Origin of the sequence: Acetomicrobium sp. S15 = DSM 107314 (assembly GCF_016125955.1) — a bacterium.
Lineage (GTDB): Bacteria > Synergistota > Synergistia > Synergistales > Thermosynergistaceae > Thermosynergistes > Thermosynergistes pyruvativorans.
The window spans coordinates 28,759-47,788 of record NZ_JADEVE010000300.1 but is presented as its reverse complement, the minus strand read 5'-3'; the positions used below and the strand labels follow the sequence as shown (position 1 = coordinate 47,788).

Annotated in this window: 16 protein-coding genes; all 16 read right to left on the bottom strand. The window is 50.1% G+C overall.

Annotated elements, in window-relative coordinates; translation table 11 throughout:
* Window positions 1–63 precede the first annotated feature (63 nt).
* The 16 genes from EZM41_RS09055 to ilvD all read right to left on the bottom strand — a co-directional run bounded on the left by EZM41_RS09055 (window position 64) and on the right by ilvD (window position 18,857).
* Complete coding sequence (locus EZM41_RS09055) at window positions 64–822, bottom strand: SDR family NAD(P)-dependent oxidoreductase (protein WP_198470783.1); 759 nt, start codon at window positions 820–822, stop codon at window positions 64–66.
* 64 nt (window positions 823–886) lie between these two features.
* Window positions 887–2,173 (bottom strand): TRAP transporter large permease, encoded by a 1,287-nt coding sequence (locus tag EZM41_RS09050; protein ID WP_198470782.1) that lies wholly within the window; start codon window positions 2,171–2,173, stop codon window positions 887–889.
* 55 nt (window positions 2,174–2,228) lie between these two features.
* The gene (locus tag EZM41_RS09045; RefSeq protein ID WP_198470781.1) at window positions 2,229–2,684 is read right to left on the bottom strand and encodes a TRAP transporter small permease; all 456 of its coding nucleotides are present in this window, start codon (window positions 2,682–2,684) and stop codon (window positions 2,229–2,231) included.
* A gap of 143 nt (window positions 2,685–2,827) precedes the next feature.
* Complete coding sequence (locus EZM41_RS09040; protein WP_198470780.1) at window positions 2,828–3,835, bottom strand: C4-dicarboxylate TRAP transporter substrate-binding protein; 1,008 nt, start codon at window positions 3,833–3,835, stop codon at window positions 2,828–2,830.
* A 231-nt stretch (window positions 3,836–4,066) separates the two neighbouring features.
* The gene (locus tag EZM41_RS09035) at window positions 4,067–4,966 is read right to left on the bottom strand and encodes a TIM barrel protein (RefSeq protein WP_198470779.1); all 900 of its coding nucleotides are present in this window, start codon (window positions 4,964–4,966) and stop codon (window positions 4,067–4,069) included.
* Window positions 4,963–5,739: an MBL fold metallo-hydrolase gene (locus tag EZM41_RS09030; RefSeq protein WP_198470778.1), complete on the bottom strand. Its 777-nt coding sequence runs from the start codon at window positions 5,737–5,739 to the stop codon at window positions 4,963–4,965. The genes EZM41_RS09035 and EZM41_RS09030 overlap by 4 nt, the downstream gene beginning before the upstream one ends.
* Entirely contained in the window at window positions 5,736–7,211 is a 1,476-nt protein-coding gene (locus EZM41_RS09025) for a tripartite tricarboxylate transporter permease (RefSeq protein WP_198470777.1), read from the bottom strand. The genes EZM41_RS09030 and EZM41_RS09025 overlap by 4 nt, the downstream gene beginning before the upstream one ends.
* Window positions 7,212–7,279: 68 nt before the next feature.
* Window positions 7,280–9,274 (bottom strand): heavy metal translocating P-type ATPase, encoded by a 1,995-nt coding sequence (locus EZM41_RS09020; protein ID WP_198470776.1) that lies wholly within the window; start codon window positions 9,272–9,274, stop codon window positions 7,280–7,282.
* 86 nt (window positions 9,275–9,360) lie between these two features.
* The gene (locus EZM41_RS09015) at window positions 9,361–9,726 is read right to left on the bottom strand and encodes an ArsR/SmtB family transcription factor (protein ID WP_232619250.1); all 366 of its coding nucleotides are present in this window, start codon (window positions 9,724–9,726) and stop codon (window positions 9,361–9,363) included.
* Between the two features lie 283 nt (window positions 9,727–10,009).
* Complete coding sequence (locus tag EZM41_RS09010) at window positions 10,010–10,990, bottom strand: tripartite tricarboxylate transporter substrate-binding protein (RefSeq protein ID WP_198470775.1); 981 nt, start codon at window positions 10,988–10,990, stop codon at window positions 10,010–10,012.
* 534 nt (window positions 10,991–11,524) lie between these two features.
* Window positions 11,525–12,232, bottom strand: coding sequence for an ABC transporter ATP-binding protein (locus EZM41_RS09005; protein WP_198470774.1), 708 nt, complete (start codon window positions 12,230–12,232; stop codon window positions 11,525–11,527).
* Window positions 12,198–12,956, bottom strand: a complete 759-nt coding sequence (locus EZM41_RS09000; RefSeq protein ID WP_232619249.1) for an ABC transporter ATP-binding protein — start codon at window positions 12,954–12,956, stop codon at window positions 12,198–12,200. Before EZM41_RS09000 ends, EZM41_RS09005 begins: the two co-directional genes overlap by 35 nt.
* A gap of 1 nt (window position 12,957) precedes the next feature.
* Entirely contained in the window at window positions 12,958–13,959 is a 1,002-nt protein-coding gene (locus EZM41_RS08995) for a branched-chain amino acid ABC transporter permease (RefSeq protein WP_198470773.1), read from the bottom strand.
* A gap of 29 nt (window positions 13,960–13,988) precedes the next feature.
* Window positions 13,989–14,858 (bottom strand): branched-chain amino acid ABC transporter permease, encoded by an 870-nt coding sequence (locus tag EZM41_RS08990; protein ID WP_198470772.1) that lies wholly within the window; start codon window positions 14,856–14,858, stop codon window positions 13,989–13,991.
* A gap of 124 nt (window positions 14,859–14,982) precedes the next feature.
* On the bottom strand, window positions 14,983–16,236 hold the full coding sequence (locus EZM41_RS08985; RefSeq protein ID WP_198470771.1) for an ABC transporter substrate-binding protein: 1,254 nt from the start codon (window positions 16,234–16,236) through the stop codon (window positions 14,983–14,985).
* Window positions 16,237–17,192: 956 nt separating this feature from the next.
* Complete coding sequence (gene ilvD / locus EZM41_RS08980; RefSeq protein WP_198470770.1) at window positions 17,193–18,857, bottom strand: dihydroxy-acid dehydratase; 1,665 nt, start codon at window positions 18,855–18,857, stop codon at window positions 17,193–17,195.
* Window positions 18,858–19,030: the final 173 nt, after the last annotated feature.

Here is a 19,030-nt window from a genome sequence, read left to right as displayed (position 1 = left end):
TACTCTGTTTGCCTGCAACGTTGAAATTAAGCCTTTGGCAAAATTATAAATCTTAGGCGGAGTTTACATGCTGGCGCCGCCATCAATGGTTATTATGCTGCCCGTCATAAAGGCCGCCTCGTCGCACGCGGCAAAGAGTATTGCATGCGCTATCTCTTCTTCCTTGCCCAACCGCCCCATCGGTTGTCTCTTGACAAATTCGGCCAAGGCGGCTTCGGGGTCAGGAGACGCTTTTATCCTCTCGGCGAGTCCCTCGGTGAAAGTAGTGCCAGGGCAAACGCAATTTACCCTGATATTGTCTTTTATATAGTCTGCAGCCATAGCCTTTGTGAGGGAAACGAGAGCGCCCTTAGAAGCCGAATAGGCAGCCCTGTCGGGTATGCCCTTTATTGCGGCTACAGAGGCAACGTTGACGATCACGCCGCCTCCTCTTTTCTTCATCTCTTGAACGGCATATTTCGAAACCAAAAACGTCCCTTTTACGTTGACTCTCAGAGTTCTATCCAAGTCTTCCTCCGATGTGTTGTCAACCCTGCCTCCTATGACGATGCCAGCGTTATTGACCAAGATGTCCAACTTGCCGAAAGCTGTGATCGTCTTTCCCACAACCTCTCTCGCCGTCTCAGCAATCGATATATCGCCCGGGACATAACAAGCCTCAGCACCTGTATCCTTTATCAACTCCATAACTTCGTTCCCTTTTTGCAAGGAAACATTATTTATCGCTACTCTGGCCCCGCTTTTAGCGAACAACAGGGCGGTTGCGCGCCCTATCCCCGACCCCGCTCCAGTTATCAATACAGATTTACCGGCAAAAGGCATTCGACATCCCTCCTGACGCGTCGTTTTAATGTCCGTAACGCCTTAATTATCTCCGTCAAACAGACTATTTGCCGCCGAACAACAAGTTAGGCACAAACAGGAAAACATCGGGCAATAAAACAAGGAGCGCTATCACAACCAAAGCAGCCAAGAAAAATGGAAGGGACCCCTTTACAAAATCCTGAATGCTGCAGTCCAAAATCGTACACACCGCATACATCGCCGCACCTACAGGTGGAGTAATGTTACCTATTGTAATCGTTATCACGAAAAACAGGCCAAAATGCACAGGGTCTAAACCTACATGCGTTGCTATTGGAAGAAAAATGCAAGTTAACATTAGGATAAGCACCGTTGCATCTACAAACATGCCAGCAATTATCAGAAAGACCATGATAATAAAGAGAAGTATGGTTGAATTATCGCTAATGCTGAGGAGATAATTTGCTATTAGCTCCGGTATTCTTTCCCATACAATGCCATAGCTAAATATACCAGATATAGCAATCAAAAACATAACTGCGCCTATATCTATTATGCTGTCTCTCAAGACGATCTTAAAACTTTCCCACGACAGCTCCTTATAGGCTACCAAACCCACGAACAGGGCATAAAATACGGCAAAAGACCCGACCTCTGACGGGGTGAACAAGCCGAAGCGCAGGCCCACGAGCAAAATCACGGGGAATATCAAGGCCAACAGGTTCTTCCACACAGACGTGGCAACCTCTCTCAGGGGAGCACGCGATGACCTTTCTGGCAGGTATCCCTTTTTCCTCGCATAGATCGACACCGCTACCATATAGCACATCATCATCAAAAGTCCGGGCACTATTCCGCCTGCAAACAACCTACCTATAGAAACTTGGCCGATGCTTCCGTATAGTATCAGACCAATGCTCGGAGGGATTGTAGGGACAATTAGCGATGTCCATGTTATCGCTGCGGCAGCGAACCCCTTCTGATACCCCCTACGGATCATATCTGGCCCCAACATACGCGCCTCCATGGCCGCATCGGCTATGCACGACCCCGAAACGCCGCCCATTAACACTGAAAGAACTACCGATACCTGCACCAAACCCGCGCGCATGTGGCCGGTGAGGACTTCCGCCAAATCCAACAACCTTCTCGTTATGCCCGCCCCGTTCATGAGATTTCCTGCGAGCACGAACATTGGTATCGCCAGCAAAGGAAAATTTTGCGTCTGCGTTATTGCAAGCTGTATAGGTATAGTGATGGGCAACTCCGGATGCTGCAAGAAGAATAGAACGCCTCCGATACCTATTGCGAACGCCACTGGCATCCCCATTAACAGAAAGACCAGAAAGGCGCATACGACTAATAGCATATGCGAATTCCCCCTCGACAGCGAAGCTTCCTAAAGGGCCATTTTAAAGCACAACTTACAACTCTCGCCTGCCCTTGAGAATTGTAGTGATCAACAAACAAAGTGATCCTACAGGCACACTGAGGGTAACCCAAGTGTAGCTAAACCCCGGGATGCCCTGAAACGTCCTTGCACGAGTGGTATAGGAAAGCACAAAGCCGAAGACGATAAGGAAGATGAGAAAGGCCGATATGACAAAGTAGTTTATCAATTTTATGCGCTTGCGAAGTTTATCGGGGAAAAGGTTTACGAGGACATCCACAGACATCAACTTGTCATTCCTCCAGGCGACATCGGCACTCAAAAAGCACGACCACGCAAAAAGAAATGTGCTCATGTCCACCGCCCAGTTGATGGGGTTTCTAAGTAATCTCGCAATTCCCGCCGAGAATACGAGCACTACCATCGCCACGAGGGTGACCTTAGCCACCAAGGCTTCTATTGTGCAGATATACTCATAAACCCTCCTCATGCTGCTACGGCCTCCTCCGTGAAGATGCAAGGCTGGACAATTTCGTGATAAGGCAAAACATCGGATAAGTCCTCGACATATCTACATTGCCCCACCTTTTTAAACCCCGTCCCTCTCAAAGAGGGACGGGGTTTAAAAAATCTCTACCAGTCTTTGGTTTTGCCGAGCTGCTTATAAATCTCGTCTCTTACTTCGGTGAGCTTCAAAACCTCATAGGCCTTTTCTCCGGCTTTCTTGAACGCCTGCAGATCGACGTCTTCAACTATGGTCATGCCATTTTCGATAAGCGTTTGTTTCGCCTTAGCCTCCAATTCGCCCATTATTCTCTTCGAAGTCTCTATGCCGGCCCTTTCGCACTCCTCTACAAGGATTTGCTGATATTCGGCAGGTAGGCTGTTAAAGAACTTCGTGCTTATCACTTCGAAATTGACGAGTAAAATGTGCCTCGTTTCACTCACGTATTTGAGCACTTCGTAAAACCTGCCGGCGGGTATGTTGTTATATACGAGCTCGGTGCCGTCTATGACCCTTTGTTGCAAAGCAGGGTACATATCTCCGAAAGCCAAAGCCACAGGCGTTGCGCCGAGAGCGCGGACGGACTCCTGCCAGATCGGAGCAGGAGGAGTTCTCACTCGGAGGCCCTTCAAGTCGTCCGGCGTCTTAATGGGTTTGTTGGTAACAAAATGCCTGAATCCCTGCACCCAACTGAAAGACACCACTTTTAAACCGTATTCATTGGCGAGCTTCTCCTCCCAGTCCTTAATGATGGGAAGGTCTTTGAGTTTGATCACTTCTTCGAGGCTATCGACGAAATATGGAGCATTTATTACGGCTATACCTGGAATGTAATTGCCTAACCTCGCTGAATCTGTGTTTTGACCGATATTTGCTCCCTGGCGGATCTGTTCTATTATGTCTTCTTCGACACCAAGCTGCGCACTGTGGTAAACTTCGATCTTGAAATCACCATTCGTCCTTTCTTCGACCCTTTTGGCCCATTCAAGGAACCCAGGATGATAAGGCTCTGCAGGAGCTAAGACATGATTGAATTTCAAAACATACTTCGGAGCAGCCATAGATGACGGCACAGCTGCAAATAGGAGTGCGACGCACAATATGCCTATAAACACCAACCACTTACCCTTCCTCATAAGCCTTTTCACCTCCATTTAAGTTTAAAAATAGCAAAGGCAACTTCACCAACTTGCTCAAGCATCTAAAAAATGAATTTTTACATGGCGCTCTGCGGTTTTATTCCACTATATGAAATATGATTCTAATCACAAGCTTTAATCATATTGTAATCAACATTTTTAACCATGTCAACTCACCGGTTTCTGGCCTCAAGCACGTTGAAAGTAATGTTGTTCGAGGAGGCGCGTTCAGGATGTAACGATGCTCGCTAAAAGATCTACATCGGAGGTCGGGTCTCCTTTGACCTCTATGACTAGGAAGTCTGGCTTGTAGGGAAGGATGGCCTCGAGGCACTTCTTTACGTCCACTTTGCCCTCGCGCAGGTGACGGTGGTCGTCAGAAAACCTCATCCCTTCAGTGGAGTTATTGCTCAGGTGCGCCGCCGTAACCTTCCCCGTATCTAAGACGGAGGAAAGGGCGGCGTAGAAATCGAAGCCGTGGGCACAGCTTGAAATCCACAGGTGCCCGATGTCGAGGCAGAACGATATGTCGTCGACGCTATCAGATAAAAACCTCATATCGCGAGGGGATTGGCACAGATAGAGGTATCGAGGGTTCAGGTTCTCGAAGGCCATAGCAATTCCCCGCCTTTTTGCCATATCGATGGCAAGGCGCGCCTTTTCGGCCAAATGCGCCATATACAACTTATACTCCGACGACAGCGGGTATTCCGCGCTCGTAGTGACACTTGCCTCATCCAGGATATGGCATGTGGTCTCCCCAGATATCTCTTTTAAGAAGGCGTCGCGATTTTTTGGATCTGAGGGAAGGAGCGAATCTGTAGCGTAGCCGGGATGCAAAACCGCCACCGAAGCCTTGCACACAGCAGCGGCGTCCAAGCTTCTATTTATGATTTCGAGGCTCGTCTCGAGGGCTTGCGGGTCGAAACTTGCCATGTTGGGCATGAGTCTCTCAAGGGGACATGGTATATGGAGGGAGGAGGCGGGAATTCTTTTTCGCGCTATCGCCTCCACCTCTTCCTCCCCAAGGTCTACGCCCAATTCCAGGTATATCCCTGGGTGCTGCTCGAAGAAATCGAAGATTTCGTCTAAGCTCTCGAAGGCCATGCTGCTTACGGCTATTTTCACGGCTTTACCTCGATCTCTTCCAAGTCGTTCGGGATTGCGACGAGGCCGCTGTAGCACTTCTCCGCCTCTTTCAGCGCCAAACTCTCCCTCGTCAAGAGTCCTCTCCCCAGGTGCACAAGGAATAGCTTCTTGATGCCTGCGGCTTCGGCTACGCGAGCAGCCCCTTCTGCGGCGCTGTGGCCTCGGTGTCTTTCTCCTAAGGCGACGCAGTCGTTGCACTCGTGGATGAGGAGGTCAGCGGCCCTGGCATGGTCCACGACGACCTCACAAGGTTCTGTATCGCACGAGTAGACGGCCATCGCCCCAGTGGCGCCTTCTTTTATGGCCACACCCACGTTGGGCTGGTCATGGTCCACGGGGAATGTCACAACCTCAAGCGACCCACCCAGGGAGAGCGAAAATTCTGCCAGCGGCACTGGGACGATTTCCAAGGGAAAGATGTCGCGCTTATCGGGAAGGCCGAAGACCTGCATCATCCTGTAAATCATTCCCACATAAGGTTCCGTGACGTAAAGCCTCAGAGGCTCGCGCCTCCCCAGCAGCCACGATGCGTGCACGAAGGACGGCAGGCCATAGATGTGGTCCACGTGGCCGTGGGTGATGAGTAACGCCTTCACCTCAAGCGGGTCCCATCCCGCCTTCAGGAACTTTGAGACGGCGCTTCCCGGGCAATCAACCATAAAAACCTCGCGACCTGCGCTGAAAGCGAGAGCAGTATTGTCCCTCTCTTTGGACGGGAGCGCTCCTGCAGTGCCCAAAAAGAGCACCTTCATCTGCCCTTCCTCCTCAGAATTGGGGAGAGCAGGGCGACCGCCGTAAGCACGAAAAGCGCAAGCGATATGGGTCTTGCGAAAAACTGCGTCCAATCTCCCTGAAATAAGACCATGGATCTCCTGAACTGCGGCTCCGCTATGGGACCCAAGATGAGCCCTAAAAGCAGCGGCGCCTTGGGGAAGCCGCCCTTTTCCATGACGTATCCTCCTACGCCGAAGACCAGGGCTAACAGCACATCTGATATCCTCTCTTGGAGGGCAAAGCAACCCAAGGTGCTGAAGACCACCACCAGTGGCATCAGAAGTTGAGGCGGAATGGCAAGGGCTTTCACGAAGAACCTTATCCCGATGAGCTGGAATACCACCATGGCTATGTTAGCCAGAAGCAATGAAATGAATATCACGTGGACTACCTGGATGTGATCCCTGAAGAGCAAGGGACCGGGTTGAACGCCCATGACGATGAGGGCGCTCAGTATCACGGCAGTGGAGGAATCACCGGGTATACCAAGGGCGAGCGTGGGAATGAGGGCTCCCCCCGTGACGGCGTTGTTTGCGCTCTCCGGGGCCATCACGCCCGTCAATACACCGCTTCCCAGCTCTGGCCTCCTTCGCTTAGCTCGAAAATAAGCGAGGAAGACAGCGATGCTCGCACCGGTCCCAGGAAAGGCGCCTATGCCCGTGCCGATCAAGGCCGACTCAAAAATCGTCCTCAGGTTGGAAGCGATCTCCCTGGGGGAAAGGAGGATCTCCCTGAATTTGACCCCCTTTAACCCGAAGAGATGAATCCGTTTGAAGACGTCCAAGGATTCCACATCGGAAAAGACTTGAGCAAAGGCATAAAGCCCGATGAGGGCGGGGACGAGGGAAATACCGTCCATAAGGTAGATGCTCCCGAAGGTGAAACGAGGAACCCCAGTCATGCTGTCCAAACCCACGAGGGAAAGCGCAAACCCTAAAACCGCCACCGCAAGGCCCTTGAGCAGCTCCTTTCCCGAAACTGCAGCTATTATCGTGAGGCCGAATACAGCCAAGGCAAAGTATTCCGGTGGGCCGAAGAGCAGGGCGAACCGCGCTACCTGAGGGGATAAGAGTACGAGGAAGGAGAGGGAGATCATCCCTCCTAAGAACGAAGCCACCGTGGCCCCTCCCAAGGCCTTTCCAGCAAGGCCCTTTTTGGCCATCGCAAAGCCGTCGTAGACGGTGGCGATAGCGTTAGGATTCCCCGGGATGCCGATCAGAATGGCCGGTATGGAAGCCCCTATGACAGCCCCCAAATAGACGCCCAAAAGCAGCGGCATAGCTTTCTCCACAGGAAGATAATAGGCGAAGGGCATAGCAAGCGCCAGGCCCATAGTAGCGGAGAGGCCGGGCAGCGCCCCCAAGATTATACCGAAGGCCGTGCCTCCACAGAGTAACATGAGGGATATAGGTTCAAAGAGCATCTCGAGAGCGGCTAAGGGTCCTTCCATGCCCATACCTCCTCGATCGGAGCGTCGATCCAACGGAGATAGGATAACACAAAAATACGATGAAATCCCTACCGCAAGGCCCTGGCGGCGTTAAAGATAGTTATCAAGGCCACGCCCACATCGGCGAAGACCGCTTCCCACATCGTGGCCACCCCGAGAACACCAAGGAGCAGGAAAAAAGCTTTCATTCCCAAGGCGAAAGTTACGTTCTCGCGCACTATTCGACCAGTGCGCGCGGCGATCTCTACCGCCACGGCAAGCTTTGAGGGTTTGTCCTCCATGAGCACCACATCGGCGAGTTCGATGGCTGCTTCACTCCCCAATCCACCCATTGCCACGCCCACATCGGCCCTGGCAATGACAGGTGCATCGTTAATCCCATCGCCCACGAAAGCAAGTTTTTGCCTTCGACCCAAAGAAGACGCTAACTCTTCCACCTTGGCCACCTTGTCCTCCGGCAGCAGTTCGGCGAAGTAGGCGTCTAAACCCAGATTTTGTGCCACACGTCGAGCCTCAGGCTCGCCGTCCCCCGTGAGCATGACGACCTTCTTTACGCCGAGCTCCCTCAAGCGCGCTACGGCTTCCTCGGCATCAGGCTTAATTTCGTCAGATATGACGATATGGCCGGCCAAAGAACCATTCACAACCACATATACCGCGGTCCCGCCCAAGTCGCAGATATCATGAGGGACCCCTTCTTTGTGAAGAAGACGATCGTTTCCTGCCAACACTCTTTTCTCATCCACCAATGCGCTTACGCCATAACCGGCAATCTCCCGGTAATTACTCACGGCGTCTAACTGGACCTCCTTACCGTAGGTCTCTCGTATAGAGCGGGCGATAGGATGAGAGGAGAATGCCTCAGCATGGGCAGCGAAGAAAAGCAGCTCTTCCTCGGAGAAACCGTCGCGCGCCGCAAGCTGCGTTACGCGGAAGACGCCTTTGGTGAGCGTGCCGGTCTTGTCGAAGACCACCGTGTGTAGATCGGCCAGGGCATCTAAAAACCGCGCCCCTTTGACCAGGATTCCCCGGCGGGAAGCTTTGCCTATGCCGCCGAAATAGCCCAATGGGATGGAAATCACCAAGGCACAGGGACAGGAGATGACCAAAAGCACCAAGGCGCGGTAAACCCACCCGGAAAACGCTTCTCCCGTGATCAACGGAGGTATTACAGCCAAAGCCAATGCGCCGAAGACCACTAGGGGCGTGTAGTAGCGCGAAAATGCCGTGAAAAACTGTTCTATGGGTGCCTTTCGGGCCGCCGCACCCTCCACCAGCTTTAAGATCCTGGCCGCTGAAGACTCACCGTATGGCTTGGCCACCTTAACCGTTAACATTCCATCGGTATTGAGCATACCAGCCAAAACGTTTTCGCCGGCCTCGATCCTACGTGGCACGGGCTCTCCTGTTAGGGCCGAGGTGTCCACGAAAGAAGACCCCTCCAACACTTCCCCGTCCAGCGGCACCCTCTCTCCGGGTTTCACGACGATGATTTGTCCTGCCTTCACCTCCTCCGGGCTGACGCGCCTAATCGCTTCCCCTGTCTTTAGATTGGCATGATCGGTCCGCATATCTAAAAGGGCAGCTATGGAGCGTCTCGAACGGCCTTCTGCCCGCTCCTGCAGGTATTCCCCTAAGGCGTAAAAGATCATCACCGCCGCGGCCTCGGGCAATTGGCCGATGGCGATAGCCCCCATGGAGGCTGCGCTTAAAAGAAAATTCTCGTCGAAGACCCGCCCGTGAAAGAGGTTGAGCAGGGCGGTATGGATGACGGATATGCCGACCAAAAGGTAGGCGCAAAAGAAAATGGCGTATTCAACCCACGCAAACGGCGTGCGGCTTACCCGTTCGCCCCAGATGAGACCCGCCAAGAAGAGCGCACCTGCTGCTGCGATTTGCCGGAGGTTTCCCCTTTTTTCGTCTTCTTCTACGTGCAACGGCCCCTCACTCTCCTGATCGAGGGGCCGAGGATCCGGTTCAACCCGAGCGATGCACCCGCAGGCTCCTTCTTTCGGTCCTCGAGGCGGTTTTTGCGCCTCTTCTCTTACGTGGTTTGAACTCATCTTTCAACCATCCCCATCGCGCAATTTGCGCACAGTTTAACCTTGCCGAACCCGACACAATCCAACCCAACTAAAAAGCAATACGTCTATCTCTGCTCCGCGAAGTGAGCCTGAGCCTCTCGGATCAGGCTCAGGACATGCTCGTCGTCCAAAGAGTAATAGACCATCTTCCCATCGCGGCGATACCTCACCAGGCGCAGCATCTTGAGGAGTCTCAGATGATGAGATATGGCGGGCAGACTCATACCCAAGACCGAAGCCAGGTCACAGACGCAAAGCTCCCGGTGAGCCAATAAATATAAGATCTTCGTCCTGGTTTCGTCCCCGAGCGCTTTAAAGATTTCCGACAACCCCGCCACTTCCAAAATCTTCTCCCTGAGGTAGCCGAGATTGCAGGAAGGGCAAAACTCCTCGCACAAGTCTTCTTTTCCCTCTCGCGTTTGCCGAGGCAAAAGCATCACCACCAACTATTAAGCAACTTTTTAAGTATAGCTTAACAAAATCTCCCCCTTTTGTCAAGCTAAGGCTTCGATGACAATTGCCATTTTTAGGCGCAGGCCAAATTAGAGCGACAAGCCCTTAAAAACACGGTCAGCGCAGGAGGCATAGAATGCTACTTGAGTGGTTCGCTTCTATTGTGATGATGCGCCACTCGCTACACGAGTGGCGCATCATCACAAATGGGCAAAAGGAGCGAGAGGCGGCCGTAAAATGGCTCCTCCCGCATTCTGGCTTTTACTTCGCCAAACCTAATTCCTTCATAAGGTTGCCCATTACCTCGTCGTCTTTCTCTAAAAATTCAACCGCCTCGGCGCTTGGTATCCAGATGATACCGTAACCCACCTGGTCCATGAAATTCACAAAGCGCTCGCTTTCGACAGCTCTCTTCAACGCCGGTTCCAAAACACCGACGACGTCATCGGGAAGCCCTTTAGGGCCAGCTATGCCGCGCCAACAGCCGAGGCTCCAATCGACGCCGAGTTCTTTCAGCGTCGGTATCTCGGGGAAGGCTTTGATGCGCTCATCCGCCATGACTGCGAGCCCCCTGATTTTGCCGGCCGAATAAAGGCTCATGCCCTCGGGCAAGCTGCACGGCGCAAAGTCCACGCCACCGCCCACCAACTCGCGCAATCCTTCAGCAGCTCCGGTGGAGGGGACCCAGGTTACGGCATTAGGTGGCAGGCCCATCGCAGCTAACCATCCCGCCATGGATAGATGCCATATGCCACCCGTGCCCGTGCCGGAGGCGCGCAGTTTGCCCGGATTTGCCTTTATCTCATTCACGAGGTCTTCCATCTTGTTCCACTTCGAATCGGCTGCGACCCATATTGCTGCAGGATCGTAGTTCACCATCCCTATAGGCCTAAAGTCCTTGTATGTCACTTCGGCCATGCCCATCCAATGCATCATGTTGAGTTCGATAGTGATGATGGTGAGCGTATATCCGTCGGGCTGAGCCTTAGCGCCTGCCATGTGACCTATAGCTCCACTGCCTCCAGTTCGGTTTACCACGTTAAACGGAACGCCCAAATCTTCCTGCAGGATGGCACCTATCGTCCTGGCAACCTGATCCGTTCCACCGCCCGCACCCCAGGGGCAAATGATCTGGACAGGCCTTTCGGGATAAGCCGCATGGGCTCCTCCTGAGATCACCAGAAGTGCAAATATAGCGACTAGCCCAACCGACATCATACTCCACCTATTTTTACATTTCACTCTCTTTCCCCCCCTATCAAATTTGTGTGCTCATTTACATTGTTATCCTAAGGCATTGAACTACAAGTGTCAATTGTTCAATTTGCTCCAAAATTTATCAGGTTCATTTTGAGACACAGGGCAAGTTGGTTGGAATGGTAACAAACGTCGTATCCGCCAAGCTCAAGTGCAGCTCTCAAGCTTGGGAGCCAGTTCATACTGTCGACGCGACGACCGACACGGGCACCTTTGCGCCGCTTATAGGCCAGCATTTCAGTCATCCGCCCGAGAGAAGGGCATTGAGAGGTCGGCCGAGACCAAACATCATTGTAGATGGTTCTTTTCTCTCTGGCTGTAACTATTTTGAAGCCCTTCAGCAATGTCCTTAGATTCACCCATAATTTCCAGCTATAAACACAGGGGAAACCACCAAAAACCAGTTAAATATCCATAAATTGCATCAAAAAGCTTGCAAACACTCCCATAGTAATAATCAATCACCATTTACACAATTTTTGCAGAGATATATACAATATAAATGATCTAAAGAAATTATCACATGCCCAGATATGCTTTTCTCACTACATCGCTATCGAGCAATTCTTCTCCTTTGCCTTCGATAACCACGCGCCCATTTTGGATGACATAAGCTCTATCTGAAAGCTCGAGCGCGTTATAAACATTCTGCTCCACGAGAAGTATTGTAAGGCTTCGTTCTTCCCTAAGTTGATCAATAACGTCAAACACCTGCATAACCAACTTAGGCATTAGCCCTAAAGACGGTTCATCGAGCATTAGAAGCTTTGGATTGGCCATTAAGCCTCGTGCTATAGCCAACATCTGCTGTTCTCCTCCAGACAGGGTGCCGGCTCTTTGCCCTTTGCGTTCCCGCAATCGCGGGAAAAGCTCATAGGCTTGCTCCAACCTTCTTTGGATCTCTTCAGGTGACGTCTCAAGATGAGCTCCCAAGAGCAAATTGTCGTGGACTGAGAGCTTGCCAAATATGTGCCGGCCCTCTGGAACTAAAGAAATGCCACGCGCCACCCTCTCATAAGAAGGAAGTTTTTCTATCTGTTCATCCAGGAAACGAATCTCCCCATGATCGAGCCGGAGAATGCCGGCGATGGCTCGGATAATGGTCGTTTTACCGGCGCCATTTGACCCTACGATCGTGACGATTTCTCCCTTATCAACCCTAAAACTGACGTCATGAATGGCAGGAATGTGATCATAGCTGACTCTGATGTTTTTTACGTCTAACATATCGTTTCTCCCCTAAATAGGCCTCTATAACCTTTGGATCGTGAGCTATATCTTTAGGGGCACCTTCTGCTATCAAACGCCCCGCGTCCAAAACCACGATCCTGTCAGCTACAGGCATGATGGCTTCCATAACATGTTCGATGATGAGCAAGGTTATCCCCTGGGCGCGAATGTTTCGTATCAAATCGACTGCCTGTTGTATTTCTGTAGGAGTTAGGCCGGCCATCGTTTCGTCGAGCATCAACAATTTGGGCTGAGTGCCCAAAGCCCTTGCTATCTCTAACCGTTTGCGATCGGGTATGGTCAATTCGCTGCCCATACGATCTCTTTTATCCCAGAGGCCTGTAAGTTTGAGCACAGACAGGGCCTCCGAACGGGCATCCTTGGGTCGACGAAATCGACAATACGTGCCAGCCATCACGTTTTCTAAAACAGTCATTTCATATAGGGGCTGAGTGATTTGGAAGGTCCGCACGATACCCCGTTGGCATATTTCATAAGGTTTTAATCCAGTTATATCTTCACCATTAAAAATTACGGAACCAGATGTGGGACGTAAAAACCCGCTGACACAGCTAAAAAGCGTGGTCTTGCCCGCCCCATTTGGACCTATTAACCCGACTATTTCGCCAGGGTGAATGTCAAAACTCACATCGTGGTTTGCCAGAAGCCCGCCGAACTTCATAGTCAAACCTTGAACGCGTAAGAGCGGTTGTGCTTCCAAGTTAACCTCCCTCTCCCTCCAAATGCGGCCTCAAGCTCGGTTCTGAGCCGTTGCGTGATCTGCGCTTAAGCAAACCCATGATCCCTGTAGGTTGTGCAATAGCTATCAACATTATGATAGCCCCATAAATTATGAGATCTATCCCTTGACCAGTGCCACCAACAAGCGCCCTGGCATATTGAGATAAGGGCATTAGGATGACGGCGCCTAAGACGGGGCCCCAGATTGTCCCCGCTCCGCCTACGGCAGCTATCATGACAATCTCCACGCTTAAAATATGTTGTGTAACGCTTTCTGGATCTATATATAAAACATACTGCGCGTAAAAAGTTCCAGCAATGGCTGTAAAAAACGCGCTGATTATAGCGGCTATTACTCTATATCTAACCGTATTAATTCCTAAGGCTTGTGCTACTTCTTCGCTATCTCTGATCGTCTTAAAATAGCATCCTACCCTGGAACCTTCTATGTAATAGCAGATAAGAATAGCCACCCCCATTAACCCAAAAATAATAAAATGATACGGAATTTTGTCCCTAAACTGTAAATACCACCAAGAATCTCCGATCAAAGGAAGGGGTATCCCCACCGCCCCTTCGACAAATTTCCAGTTAGTAACCAGGATTTGAAGGGTTCGGGCAAAGGCAAGCGATGCAATTGTGAAATACGGACCGCGCAATTTGGAGCAGGGATAGGCCACTCCAGCTGAAATAATCGCAGCCAAAAGACCACCGCATATCATGCCCAACCAAGGACTTATATTGGCGCGCGTCAACAACACTGTCGAAGTATATGCACCTATTCCAAAAAAGGCGCTTTGACCGAAAGAATATAAACCCGTATAGCCTCCCATCATGTTCCAAGCAACTCCAAGTAGTCCATATAAGCCTACCATGATTAATACATGCCTATAAAAAGTGCCCTTATACAGATATGGCACAATTGATACTATAACAACATATAAAACCACTTTAGCGATAGATTTATCAATTATTTTTGCCAATTTATAGTATCCTCCGTAGTAATCACAGTTTACCAACCAAACAAACCAGTGCCTGGACGTAATACAATTACTATCATATATACAATAAACACAATGGCGTATTTTACAGCTGGACCTATAAAAAAGCCGCCCAAAGCCTCAATAATACCTATAAGTATTCCAGCAACAAAAGAGCCTTCTATGCTTCCAAAACCGCCCAATGCTACAGTAGCAAAGGCAATCATGGCAAAAAATGAGCCGACATAGGGAAAAATATAATAGAATGTCGCCAAGAGCACTCCAGCTGCACCAACACATGCTACGCCCAAGCCAAAGGTAATCGTATAAACATGCTGAATGTTTATTCCCACTATTTGAGCGCCCTCTGGATCGATGGCGGTGGCCTGAATAGCCCGTCCTGTCTTGGTGAAGTGCGTTATATAATACATAATTGCAAAGATAACGATAGAACCTACCGAGGCGATGATCTCGGGAATACCAACATGGATTCCCAGTAGTTTAACGTTGCCCATGGCGAAGCTTAAATTTCGCTCGACCAGCCGATAGTTTGGACTCCATAATAAGAGGGCAAGGTTAGCTACAAAAACACTCAGTCCAAAAGTCACTAATATTTGACTTATCCGGTTTCCTTTAAGAACGCGCCTGATTATGACCTTATAGACCACAACGCCGATCAAAAACATGACCGGTACCGCTATAACTATCGACACCAATGGATCTAAACCCAACAAGACCGAACACCAATATGCGGCGAACATGCCCAACATCAAAAACTCACCATGAGCAAAATTGACGATGTTCATAACGCCAAAGATCAGCGATAAACCCGACGCTATGAGTGAATAAACAAACCCCATTAACAAACCCGCCACCAGAGCGTGAGTAAAACCTAACAGCAACCACCTTCACCCCCAAATCAGCGATGCTATTGCACCGCTTGGGTGGCAGTTGCCTTCTTAAGTTAAGGCAACTGCCACCTCTAAGTTTTGCACTCCTCAATTACTAAAAACTATCACGTTCACCTTAACGACCTTCCCAGCTAGGAAATGGAAAAACTGACTTACGAGTAGCGAATTCGCTCGGGAATACCGTATAGAACTTCTGGTCTTGGATTTGACAGATAATATATTGGGCATGAACGTTTTGGTGAGTCTCTGGGTCAAACTTAATCCCTTCCCAGGGAGACAAGCAATACTTGCCAGGTATGTCTGTCTCGAGGAGAGCCTTTCGAACGGCCTCAGGTTCAGTGGTGCCAGCTCGGTTAAACGCGTCAGCTAAGGCGAGAGGGGCATGGAAGGAACGCACTGCATCGGCCAGCATTTCTTGACCGAACTTCTCTTTAAATATCTTCATGACATCCGCTATTACCGGTTTGTTGACCGCCTGATCTGCGCAAAAGCCTTGGCGCAGGAACAAATAATTACCGTCAGCTCCCACAGATTGCAAATAAGCCGGTTCACCCGGAGCTGCAGTGTTATGCCACACTTTTGGAGCGAAACCCATCGTCTTAAATGTTTTAGTAAATAAGATTTGGTCTGAAATATAAGCAGCCATCATAACAACATCAGGCTTGGCAGACATCAGTCTGGTCACTTCACTCGTCAAGCTCGTGGCGCCAGTAGTATAAGCGATGTTTTCTACCACTTCAAAGCCGTATTTCTTAGCCGCTTCTTCCTCGGCCCTGGACGCAAAAGTGCCGAATTCGGTATTTTCGTAGACTAAAGCAACGCGCCTTAGGCTAACGCCGAAATCCTTCTCCAGCTGCATAAGATGCTCAAACTGTTGAGCGGCGTACAAACCATCATGTGGGTCAGTGCGGAAAAACCATTTAAACTTTCTCTCGGTCAGCATAGGAGAAGATGAATCTCCATTGACGTAAGGGATCCCATACCGCTCTGCTACCTGGCTCGCGGTCTTCGTAACCGAGCTTTGATAACAGCCGACCAGAGCTACGACTTTTTGAGAAGTGATAAGCCTCTCCGCTTCGCTCATCCCCGTCTTTGGATCGCCCGCGCTGTCGGCGAAAACCACCTCAATCTTAGCACCGCCGAGGGAAGGAATGCCTTCTGTATCTGCAAACAAGAAATCGAATCCATATTTGTTGTTGATGATATCAACCGCCATCAATGTTCCGTCTCTGCACATCTTCGCTGTGCCAGCCATAGGACCGGTGAACGGATAGATAGCTCCTATTTTAATCGTATCCGCTGCCACGGCAGCCCCGCTCAAAACCACAAACAGCGAAAACACACATATTGCCACTACCGTTTTCCTCACTTCATCCGCCCCCTTTTGATATACTACTAAGTCATGTATAATCAGTCCGTATCAACCCACAACAATATAGGTTTAGTTGAATTCCTTAGATATTTTGAATCAAATTATAGCATCTTGGCACGCTAAAACATCTCAAACTCTCACTTTTTATTAAGAATGGTATGCATTAATATTTTTGCTGGATACCATTAAAATCTAAGTGCCTCAGATAAACAATTTTAAGCAAGTAAACGACCATCTCAAATTGCAAGGCTTAAGGTTCTATGAAAGAACAATCAAGAAGCCGACAAATACTGATAAGAGTTCCGAAAACAGAAATGTAACCAAAAACAGGTATTGAATCATTGTTGTCCACCAGGAACTGATTCTTATGTCAAGGAGCTATTATTGCGATTTACAAATGCTTTTAATTATAGACTCTGTAACACTCCATCTCACAACTTCATATTGCTATTTGAGTCTTCTTCGTAATGTCATTGAAATATGTTACCGACAACAAAATATTCGATGATTACTCAACATTCACCATGAAATCGCACAGGAAATATCACAGTTAGCCGAACAAATCATTGTTATTATAATAATACTTAAACTTGAGTCCCTTAGGAAGGTGTCTTGATTGTATACACTTTCATAAAGGCAAAATGGGCCAGGGACCGGTAAGGATTTTAGCTAACTTGTCATTGTTTCAATTCGCGGTTCACGGTTATATCGAGCACTTCGAGTTTAATCTCAACACTCTACGCCGATATAATAGGCGGCGATACAGCTCCTCGGTGACACGATATACTGTCATTTGACCGTGCGCAAATGACCTTCAATTATTAGACTGTACATTGTGCATGAGCGCCGGTATAGAGCTGATAGTTTGATCTCGGCTGAAAATGTGGGCGGCACAGAGGCCCATATGACCACCTGTGCCGCCCACATTTTCGATCTAACTAAACCCTAAAGGCTTATTCGTCCAGCAATACGGCTCCTTTTACGCCGGACGTCGCAAAATGACGATAGCGCCTCAAGAAATGGCTTTTTACTTCTTGTACATAAGGCTTTAGAGAAGCGCGCCTTGCCTTTAATTCCTCCTCGCTTACCAAAAGATCAAGTTTTCTCGCTGGGATGTCTATGGATATTATGTCACCGTCGCGGACTAGCGCTATGGGTCCTCCAGCGGCTGCTTCGGGAGAAACGTGCCCTATCGAGGCGCCCCTTGAAGCACCGCTAAAACGCCCATCTGTTATGAGGGCCACTTCTTTGTCCAAGCCCATGCCTGCAAGGGATGCCGTGGGGCCTAACATCTCTCTCATGCCGGGGCCTCCCTTTGGCCCTTCGTATCGAATGACTACAACATCTTTCGGCTTAATTTGCCCACCCAGTATGGCAGCGGAGGCATCTTCCTCACAGTTAAATACACGGGCTGGGCCTTGATGGCGCAACATTTCAGGTGCCACGGCCGATTGTTTTACTACGGCACCGTCCGGAGCGAGGCTTCCCTTTAAGACTGCTATGCCTCCTTCTTTATGGTATGGATTATTTAACGGTCGTACCACGTCGTCGTTTAAAACCTTGACGCCTTTTAAATTTTCGGCCATGGAGCGTCCTGTGACAGTAATGCAGTCCCCGTTGATTAGGTTGGCCTCGGTTAAGCGTGCCATGACAGCTTGCACTCCGCCAGCGGCGTAGAGATCTTGGACGTGATGAGGGCCGCCAGGGCTCATATTGCAGAGGTGGGGGCATTTGCGGCTTATCTCATCCAAAAGCTCTAATGGGAGGTTGATTCCCGCCATATGGGCTATGGCGGGTAGATGAAGCGTCGTGTTAGTTGAGCCTCCGAGGGCCATGTCCACTGCGATGGCGTTTTTGAAAGTTTCAAGGGTAAGGATGTCTCGAGGCTTTATATTTTTTTCTATCAGCGTCATTATAGCCCTTCCGGTGTCTTTGGCGAGTCGTTCTCTCGCCGAAAGCACCGCTGGGATTGTGCCGTTGCCGGGGAGGGCAAGGCCCAGGGCTTCCATCATGCAATTCATGGTGTTCGCCGTGAACATGCCGGCGCAGGAACCGCAGGTCGGGCAAGCCGTTTCCTCTATGCGATCGAGTTCATCGCGCGAAATCTTGCCTGCGGCGCAGCTTCCCACAGCCTCATATAGGGAAGAGAAGTCTATCTCCTTTCCCTCGTATACGCCTGCGAGCATCGGCCCACCGCTGATCACAATAGAAGGGATGTTCAGGCTCGCCGCCGCCATAGCCATGCCGGGGACGATTTTGTCGCAGTTGGTCACCAAGACCAAGGCATCCAAGGCATGGGCCTCGACCATCACCTCGATGGAATCCATGATGAGCTCTCTGCTCGGCAGTGAAAACTTCATCCCCAAGTGGTTCATGGCTATGCCGTCGCATACGCCTATGACGGGAAATTCCAGAGGCAACCCGCCAGCGGCATATATGCCTGCCTTGGCGGCATCAGCTATGCGCTGTAGATGAATGTGCCCTGGTATGATGGCATTATAAGCGTTTACCACTCCCACCCATGGGCGCTCGAACTCCCATCGGGAGTATCCGGCGGCCAGCATCAATGACCTGTGCGGAGCCCTCTCTATTCCCGCTTTTGCCCTATCGCTTCTCAAAATATACACCTCCTGTAATTGACGCAATGATTTCTTTGCAACGAAGCTGCAGCAATCCTACCACTGGGCACTTATGCCCGCAAGCAGCAGCTTTAATGTGATTGTAACAGGATTTTCATATGCTTGTTATGGATTCCGCCTACAATTTAATGATAACCTAATGCCGTAATGGC

Bases quoted from the DNA above. Each gene is read 5' to 3' on its own strand.
- EZM41_RS09030 (WP_198470778.1), bottom strand. From the start codon at position 5,739: ATGAAGGTGCTCTTTTTGGGCACTGCAGGAGCGCTCCCGTCCAAAGAG.
- EZM41_RS09025 (WP_198470777.1), bottom strand. From the start codon at position 7,211: ATGGAAGGACCCTTAGCCGCTCTCGAGATGCTCTTTGAACCTATATCC.
- EZM41_RS09055 (WP_198470783.1), bottom strand. From the start codon at position 822: ATGCCTTTTGCCGGTAAATCTGTATTGATAACTGGAGCGGGGTCGGGG.
- EZM41_RS09005 (WP_198470774.1), bottom strand. From the start codon at position 12,232: ATGTTAGACGTAAAAAACATCAGAGTCAGCTATGATCACATTCCTGCC.
- EZM41_RS09040 (WP_198470780.1), bottom strand. From the start codon at position 3,835: ATGAGGAAGGGTAAGTGGTTGGTGTTTATAGGCATATTGTGCGTCGCA.
- EZM41_RS09020 (WP_198470776.1), bottom strand. From the start codon at position 9,274: ATGAGTTCAAACCACGTAAGAGAAGAGGCGCAAAAACCGCCTCGAGGA.
- EZM41_RS09045 (WP_198470781.1), bottom strand. From the start codon at position 2,684: ATGAGGAGGGTTTATGAGTATATCTGCACAATAGAAGCCTTGGTGGCT.
- EZM41_RS09050 (WP_198470782.1), bottom strand. From the start codon at position 2,173: ATGCTATTAGTCGTATGCGCCTTTCTGGTCTTTCTGTTAATGGGGATG.